Here is an 11,217-nt window from a genome sequence, read left to right as displayed (position 1 = left end):
CGGTTATGTCAGGCTTGCGATATCAGATGGCCACAGGGGCTTTGATGCCCGGATGCGGGTCGTAGCCCTCGATGTCGAAGTCTTCAAAGCGGTAGTCGAAAATGGATCCCGGCTTACGCTTGATGACCAGCTTCGGCAGCGCTCGCGGCTCGCGGGACAACTGAAGATGGGTCTGTTCCATATGGTTGCTGTACAGGTGGGTATCCCCGCCGGTCCAGACAAAATCACCCACTTCCAGCTCGCACTGCTGAGCCATCATATGCACCAGCAGTGCATAGCTGGCGATGTTAAACGGCAGGCCGAGGAACACATCGCAGGAGCGCTGGTACAGCTGACAGGAGAGCTTGCCATCCGCCACATAGAACTGGAAAAACGCGTGGCACGGTGCCAGCGCCATTTTGTCCAGCTCGCCCACGTTCCAGGCAGAAACGATAATACGGCGCGAGTCCGGATCGTTTTTCAGCTGGTTCACCACGGTGGTGATCTGGTCGATATGGCGGCCATCCGGCGTTGGCCAGGCGCGCCACTGCTTGCCGTAGACCGGGCCCAGATCGCCATTGTCGTCTGCCCACTCGTCCCAGATAGAGACGTTGTTCTCACGCAGGTACGCGATGTTGGTATCGCCCTGCAGGAACCAAAGCAGCTCATGAATGATTGAGCGTAAATGGCAGCGCTTGGTTGTCACCAGCGGAAAGCCATCCTGCAGGTTGAAGCGCATCTGGTGACCAAAAATGGAGGTCGTACCGGTACCGGTGCGGTCGTTTTTTGCCGTGCCCTCATCGAGCACTTTTTGCATCAGTTCAAGATACTGTTTCATAATGACTCAGGAGACCTGTTGCTGTGGACGACGGTACGCCCAGACCATCATCGCGATACCCGCGACAATCATCGGAATAGAGAGGATCTGCCCCATACTGATGTACTGTACCCATTCACCAGTGAATTGCTGATCCGGCTGGCGGAAGAATTCCACGATGATACGGAAGGCACCGTAGCCAATCAGGAACAAGCCAGATACCGAGCCCGTCGGACGCGGTTTGCGGATAAACAGGTTCAGAATGATAAACAGTACCACCCCTTCCAGCGCCATCTCGTACAGCTGTGACATATGACGCGGCAGGGCACCGTAGGTGTCGAACAGCGACTGCCACTCAGGATGTGAAGGCAGCAGAGCAAGATCTTCGGCACGCGACTGCGGGAACAGCATGGTAAACGGCACGCTCGGATCGACGCGGCCCCACAACTCGCCGTTGATAAAGTTACCCAGACGACCAGCACCCAGCCCGAACGGGATCAATGGCGCAATAAAATCAGCCACCTGGAAGAAGGTACGTTTGGTGCGTTTCGCGAAGATCACCATCACCAGGATGACGCCAATCAGGCCGCCGTGGAAGGACATGCCGCCATCCCAGACGCGGAACAGATAGAGCGGATCGCTCATGAACACCGGGAAGTTGTAGAACAGCACATAGCCGATGCGCCCACCGAGGAAGACGCCGAGGAAGCCTGCGTACAGCAGGTTTTCTACTTCGTCTTTGGTCCAGCCGCTGCCAGGGCGTTTGGCGCGACGGCCAGCCAGCCACATGGCAAAAACGAACCCGACCAGATACATCAGGCCATACCAGTGAAGCGCTACGGGTCCAATTGAGAAAATGACCGGATCGAATTCCGGAAAATGCAGATAGCCACTGTTCATCTGTCACCACAAGATGTTGATATTCCGCTGAAAGTGGACAGCGGTAGAGACGTGCGCGAGGGGTTGCCTGCGCTCCAAAGTTGCGAATCATAGCACAAGCGGGCGGGGAGGATGCGCCCGAGATGTAAAAGATGTGTATAGAGACGTCGCACGTTTGTATCCCTCAGCCCAGCGCTGAGGGATACCCGTTGTTAACGCCCACCGCGGATCAAACCGCCCATTCCGCGACGCTCCATAAAGGCCGCCACCTGGTGGCGTACTTCGGTTGCCAGCTGGGCTTCCAGACTGCGGGTCGCCAGCAGCTGCGCCTCTTCTAAATCAATGTGGCGCAGCAGGTACTTCACGCGGGCCACGGAGCGACCGTTCATGGACAGATGATGGAAACCGAGGCCAATCAGGATCGCCACGCACATGGAGTCCCCTGCCATCTCGCCGCACAGGCGCAGGTCGATGCCGTGGGTTTGCGCCTCGCGGGCAATCATCGCCAGCGCCCGCAGCATCGCCGGGTGCAGGCTATCGTAAATACTCGCCACGCGGGTGTTGTTGCGATCCACCGCCAGCATGTACTGGGTCAGGTCGTTGGTGCCCACCGAGATAAAGTCAACGCGATTGGCCAGCTGTGGCAGCATAAAGACCATCGACGGGACTTCGATCATCACCCCCAGCCGGGGTTTTGGAATCTCGTAGCCGATCATCTCTTCGACTTCGCGCCCGGCACGTTCGATCAGTCGTCGGGCTTCGTCGATTTCGTCAATGCTGGTCACCATCGGCAACAGAATGCTGAGGTTCCCGGTCGCGGCATTGGCGCGCAGCATGGCGCGCACCTGAATAAGAAAGATCTCCGGCTGATCGAGGGTGATGCGAATGCCGCGCCAGCCCAGACAGGGGTTTTCTTCGCTGATCGGCATGTACGGAAGTTGCTTATCCGCGCCCACGTCCAGGGTACGCAGCGTCACCGGCTTGTCGTTGAACATCTGCAACATGCCCTGATACTGCGCGACCTGCTCCTCTTCCGAGGGGAAGCCGCTCTGCAGCATAAACGGGATTTCGGTGCGGTAAAGACCGATGCCATCGATGCGCCCGCCAAGCTTCTCTTCATGCGCCGGACTGAGACCGGCATTGAGCATCACTTTGATCCGCTCGCCGCTTTTCAGCGCCGCAGGCTGATTAACATCGTCTTCTGCCAGACGGCTCAGCTCGTTCTCTTCGCTGATAAGTCGCTGGTACTCCTGCAGCAGAACCGGCTCCGGATCGACCAGCAGCTCACCGCGATAACCGTCCACCACCAGCGTGCGGTGGTGCAAGGCCGACGGCTGGATATCCGCCCCCATGACGGTCGGGATCCCCAGCGCACGCACCATAATGGCGGCGTGCGAGTTGGCCGCACCGTCGCGAACCACAATCCCGGCAAGTCTGTCCTGTGGCAGTTCCGCAAGGGTGGTGGCCGAAAGCTCATCGGCCACCAGCACAAAGCGCGGCGGCCAGGTGTTCGGCCCCTGAATGGTGTCATCGAGATGGAACAGCAGGCGCTGCCCCAGCGTGCGCAGGTCTCCGGCACGCTCTTTAAGATAACCGTCGGTTAAGGTGGCAAACTGCTCAGCGAATTTCTCGATGCTCTTTTTGACCGCCCACTCGGCAACCGAGCCGTTATCCACTTCGGTAAACAGCTCTCGACGCAGTCGGGCATCAGAAAGCAGGTGGGAGTAGAGATCGAAAATGGCGGCGGTTTCTTTCTGCGCACCGGCGGCAAAACGTTTACTGTAGCGGCGAAACTCGTTAGCCGCCTCTTCCAGCGCACCGGTCAGACGCTCGCGTTCAAGGGCAGTATCCAGCGTGGACGCTTCGTAAACCTGTTCCATCAGCGGCAGGGTGGCATCCATCCAACCTTCGGCAATCGCCACGCCGGGCGACGCGGGCAAGGCACGAATACGCGTCTGTCGGTACTGACCAAACAGCGCCGTTAACTGAGACTGGGAGAGGATCGCCGCCATTTGCGTGGCCAGCGTAACGAGGAAAGACTCTTCACTTTCATCGTATTGCCGCAGTTCACGCTGCTGGACCACCAGCACGCCAAGCAGCTGGCGGCGCTGGATAATCGGCACGCCAAGGAACGCCCGAAAGCGTTCTTCTCTTACTGCAGGAATATATTTAAAGCTGGGGTGCTTCTGTGCATCGGCAAGGTTGATGGGTTCAGCCAGACGCCCGACCAGGCCCACTACGCCTTCATCAAAGGCGAGCGCAACGGTACGACCGCGCGGTTTTTTCAGTCCGCGCGTCGCCATCAGGTAATAGCATCTGCGGTCATGGTCGGCCAGATAAACCGAACAGACTTCGGTTTCCATTGCAAGGCAGATGTCAGTGACCAGAATATCCAGCGCCTCGTTGAGCCGTGGAGCACTGGCCACCTTCTCGACTATTTCGCGCAGGCGGGTGAGCATAATGTGCGTAGCTTAACCTCTTTTACGTCGCCAGGCAGGTGCGCTCTGTGGTTTAGGAGGGGCCTCCTGAAGCATCATCACAGCACTTGCGAACTCTTTCATCACCCTGCGGTAAACGTCGCGCTTAAACGACACGACCTGACGAACGGGATACCAGTAGCTAACCCAGCGCCAGCCATCGAATTCAGGCGTGCTGCTGGTTTGCATATTGATATCCGCATCGCTGCTCACCAATTGCAGAAGAAACCACTTCTGTTTCTGGCCGATACATACCGGCTTTGTGTCCCAACGCACCAAACGCTTCGGTAACTTGTAACGCAACCAGTTGCGGGTCGAAGCCAGAATGCGGACATCCTTACGGCTTAAGCCAACTTCTTCGAACAGCTCCCGATACATCGCTTGCTCTGCGGACTCTCCCGGGTTAATTCCCCCTTGGGGAAATTGCCAGGAGTGCTGACCATATCGCCGGGCCCACATAACCTGCCCCTGGCGATTACAAATTACGATACCTACGTTCGGGCGGTAGCCATCGTCATCAATCACCGGACTACCTCAAACTAAACCTGATATATGAATGATTGTTTCACACTCCAGTGAGGCGGTAAACCACTCTCTTACGGGCCTGGAGCCGAATAACATTTGAATAACTCACAATTATCATCAGAGTTATAAACAGATGAGCGGTCGGATGCGCAATTTTATTCACTTTTTCTGTGGATAGAGTTGTGAAGAAGTTCGTGATTACCGATGGACAACCTAAACCGCCCCGGATAATGCAGAATTTTCTTATCTTAATAAAATCCTATATTTCATTTAGTTAGAGTTATAAAATTGCAACAAACAACGTATAGTGTGATACAGGTCACTCTTAAGATCTGCGCGTTGATGAAAGATCGAGCAGCGTCGGTTTTATCCACAGATTGTGCCAATAAGTTAGTCACATTTTGTCGAGTTTTTCGATTTTCATCGCACGTCAAGGCTGTAAATGGAAACAGTAGTGGGGGTTATTCCCAGTTATCCCACTTTTCTGTGGATAAGTAGGTGTAAGATCCTGTTTATTGCCAGTGACCAGATTTGAACAACCTGAAGCTCAACCGCTAGCCCGCCACAAAGTTTGACTTAAAAATATAGATAAATCATCAACCTGGCACAAGCAAAAAGAAAAAGTTAAACTCTCTCTGTGCGGTGGAAAACTACCGGTCATTTTTTAACCAACGGATACATTATCATGCTTCCCCTCGTCCCGATGTCCTCAGCTCCTGAAACGGAAGCGGCATTACTGCAGCAGGCACAACGTCTGGCGGGTTACTCGCTGGGAGAACTTGCCGCACTCGCCGGCCTGCCGATCCCGGCGGATCTTAAGCGCGATAAAGGCTGGATAGGCGTGCTGCTGGAACTGTGGCTCGGGGCCAGCGCAGGCAGCAAACCCGAGCAGGACTTTGCCGCCCTGGGCGTGGAGCTGAAAACCATCCCGGTCGACAGCCAGGGCCGACCGCTGGAGACAACGTTCGTCTGCGTAGCGCCGCTCACTGGCAATACGGGGATCACCTGGGAAAGCAGTCATGTGCGGCATAAGCTCAAGCGCGTACTGTGGATGCCGGTCGAAGGTGATCGTGCGATCCCGCTGGCGGCGAGGCGCGTCGGTGCACCGTTAATCTGGAGCCCGAATGAGGAAGAGGATCGTCAGCTGCGGCTGGACTGGGAAGAGTTGATGGACATGATTGTGCTCGGTCAGGTTGAGCGCATCACGGCCCGCCACGGTGAAGTGCTGCAGCTTCGGCCAAAGGCGGCAAACAGCAAAGCCCTCACCGAGGCAATTGGCGCACGCGGCGAGCCGATTTTAACCCTTCCGCGCGGTTTTTATTTGAAAAAGAACTTCACGGGTGCCCTGTTAGCACGTCACTTTTTGCTGAATACCTGATTTTTGGCGCGATTTGTGATGTTTTTAACAGAATCGTCGGCTTTTTAAGATTTTCCCTCTTTCGGGAAACCCGCTCAGCAGTTATTACTACACTAAGATCTAACACGAACCAGGTGAGGTGATAAAAATGAAAAAATGGGCAGTGATAATCTCGGCTGTTGGTTTAGCGTTTGCCGTTTCTGGTTGTAGTAGCGATTATGTTATGGCGACCAAAGATGGTCGCATGATCCTGACCGACGGCAAACCCCAAGTCGACGATGATACCGGTCTGGTCAGCTACCGCGATCAGCAAGGTAATAATATGCAGATCAACCGCGATGATGTGTCGCAAATTATCGAACGATAATGCGTAAGGTCAGCGGCTGGCTGGCCTTTTGATTTTTCTCTTCCCCTTTTGCTTCCCCTCTGCCATGTTTATATCCCGCTGTCGGGAGGTTCCTGACGCCGTTAACATGTCCAATAAGGAAGCCGGCTATGCATTATCACCGTATCCCCCATAGTTCTCTTGAGATAAGCCAGCTGGGGTTGGGCACGATGACATTCGGTGAACAAAATAGCGAAGCCGATGCCCATGAACAACTCGATTACGCCGTCAGCCAGGGCATCAACCTGATCGACGTCGCTGAAATGTACCCCGTGCCGCCGCGCCCGGAGACCCAGGGATTAACCGAGACCTACGTCGGCAACTGGCTGGCGAAACGCGGCAACCGCGAAAAGCTGATTGTTGCCTCTAAGGTCAGCGGCCCTTCCCGCCTTAATGACACCGGTATCCGCCCGAATCAGATCCTCGATCGCAAGAACATCCGTGCAGCGCTGGATGACAGCCTGAAGCGCCTGCAGACCGATTATCTCGACCTCTATCAGGTGCACTGGCCGCAGCGTCCAACCAACTGCTTTGGCAAGCTGGGTTACAGCTGGAGCGACGGCGCGCCGGTGGTGACGCTGCTGGAAACCCTGGAAGCGCTGACCGAATGCCAGCGCGCCGGGAAGATTCGCTACATTGGCGTCTCTAACGAAACGGCCTTTGGGGTGATGCGCTATCTGCATCTGGCGGATAAGCACGACCTGCCGCGCATCGTGACCATCCAGAATCCTTACAGCCTGCTGAACCGCAGCTATGAGGTGGCGCTGTCGGAAGTTACGCAGTATGAAGGCGTCGAGTTGCTGGCGTACTCCTGCCTGGGCTTTGGCACGCTGACCGGTAAGTACCTCAACGGCGCACAGCCTGCAGGGGCGCGTAATACGCTATTCAGCCGCTTCACCCGCTACAGCGGTGAGCAGACGCAGAAAGCGGTGGCGGCCTATGTGGATATCGCCAAACGCCACGGGCTCGATCCAGCGCAGATGGCGCTGGCCTTTGTCCGTCGTCAGCCGTTTGTGGCCAGCACCCTTCTGGGCGCAACCACTCTGGAACAGCTGAAAACCAACGTGGAAAGCCTGCATCTGACGCTAAGCGAAGAGGTGTTAGCGGAGATTGAAGTGGTGCATCAGGTGTATACCTATCCAGCTCCCTGATAAAAGCAAAAAGGCAACGTCAGTTGCCTTTTTTACTGTTTGCGCCCTCTCCCGTGGGAGAGGGTTAGGGTGAGGGCATCAAGCCGCACATGATGTTTACCGACGTCGCTGCCATAGCCACAGCGCCGCGATCGCCAGCGCAAACAGCCCACCGAATCCGACGCCAATGCCCACTACCGGCACCCCCACTTTCACGGCCAGCGAGTAAACGCCCAGCATCAGCAGCATGGCGGCGTTCTCACCCAGGTTTTGCACCGCAATGGCATTGCCTGCCCCGACGGTATGCTTGCCGCGCTCCTGCAGCAGAGCGTTAAGCGGTACCACGAAGAACCCGCCGAGGATCCCCATCAGGAACAGCAGCGCATACGCCGGTAACAGCGCGTGCTGCAACGAGAACAGCAGCACCACCACGCCAATCAGCACCCCGGCTGGCATGCAGCGGGCGACCGTTTGCAGCGTCACCAGCTTTGCCGCCGCACCCGCACCGACGACGATCCCTACCGCTACCATCGCATTAAGATAGGTTGGCGTGGCGTTGTCCGTGATCCCCAGCACCGTCGGCACCCACAGCACCAGCAGGAAGCGCAGCGTGACCCCCGCCCCCCAGAACATGCTGGTGCCAATCAGTGAGAAGCGGGTTTCGCCGTTATGCCACAGCACCCGGCAGGCGTTGAAGAAGCTGGCGGTCATGGGGGTGAAGCGCCAGGACTGACCCGGACGTGCCGCCGGCAGCTTAGGAATAAACAGGTTCGCGACAACTGCCCCGGCATAAACCACGGCGCACACGCCCAGCGCGGCCAGCACATGCCAGTCAGCCAGGATGCCGCCAGCCATCGAGCCCAGCAGGATCGCCGCAATGGTCGACGACTCCATCAGACCGTTAGCTTTAACCAGCTTATCGCCAGTAGTGAGTTCCCCCAGGATGCCATACTTGGCAGGTGAATAGGCCGCAGCCCCGATCCCCACCAGCGTGTAGCCGATAAACGGGTTCACCCCGACGCAGATACTGGCCGCCCCCAGCAGCTTCAGGCTGTTGGCGAACATCATCACCCGGCCTTTGGCAAAGCTGTCCGCCACCTGGCCGACAAAGGGGGCGAAGACGATATAAGCCCCAACAAACACCATCTGCAGGATCGGCTGGCTCCAGTCCGGGTACAACTGCGACTTCAGCAGCGCCAGGGTGGCAAACAGCAGCGCGTTATCGCCAAAGGCCGAAAGGAACTGCGCGGCGGTAACCGCCATCATCCCCTTCGACCAGATGGAGGTGTTAGTGGGTGCTGACTCACTCATGATGCGACTCCGCCTGTTCAACCATGCCTTTCAGGGTGACAAAATCCGGTTTGCCGCTGCCCAGCAGCGGAAGTTGCTTCAGATAGCGAATATCGCGCGGTACGGCCAGCTCCGGGATACCGTGCTCGCGCGCCCGCTGGAGCAGCTGCTCGCGCGTGAGCTCGCTGTCGGTGGTAAACAGCACCAGCGCCTCGCCTTTACTGGCATCGGCTTTTATCGCTGTCGCGTGCATTTTGTCAGCCGATACCGACAGCGCCAGCTGCTCGACCATCTCCAGCGACACCATCTCGCCCGCGATTTTGGCAAAGCGTTTGGCCCGGCCCTGGATCTGCACGTAGCCTTGATCGTCGAAGCGCACGATATCGCCGGTGTCATACCAGCCGGTTTCCACTTCACCCTGGGCGTTTTCCGCCGTTGGCGCTTCCAGCACCCCGGGGTTTTCCACCCGCAGATAGCCGTTCATCACGTTCGGGCCTTTCAGCTGCAGGCGACCGCCCTCTTCAATACCCGGCACTTCCAGCAGCCGCGCGTCCATTCCCGGTAAAATACGCCCGACCGTGCCGGGCTTCGCCGCCATCGGCACGTTAATAGAGACCACCGGCGCGCACTCGGTCACGCCGTAGCCTTCCAGAATGCGCAGGCCAAACTTATCCTGCCAAAGCTGGCGGGTGCTCTCCTGCAGTTTTTCCGCTCCGGCCACCACGTAGCGCACACGGTGGAAGTCATACGCATTGGCAAAGCGCGCGTAATGGCCCAGGAAGGTGGAGGTACCAAAAATCACCGTACAGTTACGGTCATAGGTCAGCTCCGGCACAATGCGGTAGTGCAGCGGGCTGGGATAGAGAAACACTTCCGCACCGGTCAGCAGTGGAGTGAGAAGCCCCACCGTCAGGCCGAAGGAGTGGAACAGCGGCAGCGCCGACATAAAGCGATCGTCGGCGGTAAAGTCGGCGATGGTTTTAATCTGTTCGACGTTAGCCAGCAGGCTTTTGTGGCTGTGCACGACCCCCTTCGGGTTCCCTTCGGAGCCGGAGGTAAAGAGGATAATGGCCGCATCTTCCGGCTGCTGTTTTACCTGCGCCAGGTGCGGGGCCAGAAGGTGGGCAAAGATCCACAGCTTGTCACCGGTGGTGACCTCGGCTTTGAGATCTTCCAGGAACACCCAGCGTACCTGGGTCAGCTGTTCCGGCAGGTGCCAGAGCTTGCCTTTATCGAGGAACGTGCGTGAGGTAAAGACCGTGTTGATCTGCGCGGCAGTAATGGCGCTGCTCAGCCCTTTTACCCCGGCGGTGTAGTTCAGCATCGCCGGGATGCGCCCGCGTGAGACGGCGCCAAAAATCACCGCCGCGCTGATGCCCGCAGTGGGCAGCATCAGGCCAATCTTTTCGCCCTGCTGGCTGTATTTTTCAAGAATACGCCCGACAAACAAGGTCTTGGTCAGCAGCTTGCGGTAGGTGTCGGGAGCGAAGTTAATGTCGTCAATGCAGTGTTTCTTTGCACCAAAGCGGGACATCGCCGTCAGCAACGACTCGTACAGCGTTTCGCGCGGGCGCACCGCCATCCGGGCTTCCATCATAATCTGATGCAACATTTCACCGGCGATTTTACGCCGATCGCGGGCGCGGGGCGCTTCGGGCATCGGCAACGACGTTGGCGGCAGCAGATGCAGGGTAATGCGCGGAAACAGGCGCTGTTTCACTCGCCCTTTCAGGCGGCTGAAGTGGGTCAACTCGGCCCCTTCGATGCGCAGCGGCACCACCGTAGCGCCAGATTTCGCCGCCACAAAACCCGCTCCGTCATAAATTTTCATCAGCGAGCCGGTTACCGAAATCCGCCCTTCGGGGAAGATCACTACCGGACGCCCCTGCTCGATCAGGCGCACCAGATGTTTGATCATCATTGGCCTGGTGGGATCGAGCGGAACAAAATCAATCAACTTCGTTAACCAACGCATGTACCACTGCTGGCTGACGGAGGTATAGACCGCAAACACCGGGCGCACGGGCAAAAATAGCGCCAGCAGGATGCCATCAATGAACGAAACGTGGTTGGGGGTAATAAGAACGCGATCGGCGTGTAATGACCGGGTGTCGCCAGTCAGACGCACACGAAAGAGAATACGGAACAGCGTGCGGAAGAACCCAAATAGCATTTCAACTCCCTGTGCCAGTCAATTTATCGGGTTGCGGAAAATTGTGGCAGATTACACGAGAAGTGTAGCAGGGGCGACAGCTGTGTTCAGACAAAAAAAAACCTGCGCATCTGCGCAGGTTGGTGCAAGTGATGAGTACGCAGTACGTACTAAGAATTCTCACCAATCAATACCTCTGGGATCTTGATTGTGGCGTTTGCCCCCT

At 57.1% G+C, this 11,217-nt stretch carries 9 protein-coding genes and 1 pseudogene; 4 read left to right on the top strand and 6 right to left on the bottom strand.

Annotation, left to right across the window (positions count from 1 at the left end; genetic code table 11):
- Positions 1–22 precede the first annotated feature (22 nt).
- From thyA to rppH, 4 genes are all read right to left on the bottom strand, one after another.
- Entirely contained in the window at positions 23–817 is a 795-nt protein-coding gene (gene thyA, locus M8014_RS06200) for a thymidylate synthase (RefSeq protein ID WP_271281659.1), read from the bottom strand.
- 6 nt (positions 818–823) lie between these two features.
- Positions 824–1,696, bottom strand: a complete 873-nt coding sequence (gene lgt, locus M8014_RS06195) for a prolipoprotein diacylglyceryl transferase (protein WP_271281658.1) — start codon at positions 1,694–1,696, stop codon at positions 824–826.
- 191 nt (positions 1,697–1,887) lie between these two features.
- Entirely contained in the window at positions 1,888–4,134 is a 2,247-nt protein-coding gene (gene ptsP, locus M8014_RS06190; RefSeq protein ID WP_271281657.1) for a phosphoenolpyruvate--protein phosphotransferase, read from the bottom strand.
- A gap of 12 nt (positions 4,135–4,146) precedes the next feature.
- On the bottom strand, positions 4,147–4,677 hold the full coding sequence (rppH, locus tag M8014_RS06185; RefSeq protein ID WP_032613763.1) for an RNA pyrophosphohydrolase: 531 nt from the start codon (positions 4,675–4,677) through the stop codon (positions 4,147–4,149).
- A 454-nt stretch (positions 4,678–5,131) separates the two neighbouring features.
- Here rppH and M8014_RS06180 point away from each other — a divergent pair.
- From M8014_RS06180 to M8014_RS06165, 4 genes and pseudogenes are all read left to right on the top strand, one after another.
- Positions 5,132–5,206: pseudogene (locus tag M8014_RS06180) on the top strand (hypothetical protein); the annotation flags it as partial.
- Positions 5,207–5,362: 156 nt separating this feature from the next.
- Positions 5,363–6,055, top strand: a complete 693-nt coding sequence (gene mutH, locus M8014_RS06175; protein WP_271281656.1) for a DNA mismatch repair endonuclease MutH — start codon at positions 5,363–5,365, stop codon at positions 6,053–6,055.
- A gap of 127 nt (positions 6,056–6,182) precedes the next feature.
- Positions 6,183–6,401: a YgdI/YgdR family lipoprotein gene (locus M8014_RS06170; protein ID WP_271281655.1), complete on the top strand. Its 219-nt coding sequence runs from the start codon at positions 6,183–6,185 to the stop codon at positions 6,399–6,401.
- A 128-nt stretch (positions 6,402–6,529) separates the two neighbouring features.
- On the top strand, positions 6,530–7,570 hold the full coding sequence (locus M8014_RS06165; RefSeq protein ID WP_271281654.1) for an NADP(H)-dependent aldo-keto reductase: 1,041 nt from the start codon (positions 6,530–6,532) through the stop codon (positions 7,568–7,570).
- A 96-nt stretch (positions 7,571–7,666) separates the two neighbouring features.
- Here the strand turns inward: M8014_RS06165 and lplT are convergent, their stop codons facing one another.
- Both lplT and aas read right to left on the bottom strand, forming a co-directional pair.
- Positions 7,667–8,860: a lysophospholipid transporter LplT gene (gene lplT, locus M8014_RS06160; RefSeq protein ID WP_271281653.1), complete on the bottom strand. Its 1,194-nt coding sequence runs from the start codon at positions 8,858–8,860 to the stop codon at positions 7,667–7,669.
- The gene (gene aas, locus M8014_RS06155; protein ID WP_271281652.1) at positions 8,853–11,012 is read right to left on the bottom strand and encodes a bifunctional acyl-ACP--phospholipid O-acyltransferase/long-chain-fatty-acid--ACP ligase; all 2,160 of its coding nucleotides are present in this window, start codon (positions 11,010–11,012) and stop codon (positions 8,853–8,855) included. Before aas ends, lplT begins: the two co-directional genes overlap by 8 nt.
- Between the last annotated feature and the right edge of the window lie 205 nt (positions 11,013–11,217).

Source organism: Silvania hatchlandensis (assembly GCF_025564065.1).
Taxonomy (GTDB): Bacteria; Pseudomonadota; Gammaproteobacteria; order Enterobacterales; family Enterobacteriaceae; genus Enterobacter; species Enterobacter hatchlandensis.
The sequence above is the reverse complement of the archived record's forward strand: the minus strand, read 5'-3'. Positions and strand labels throughout refer to the sequence as shown.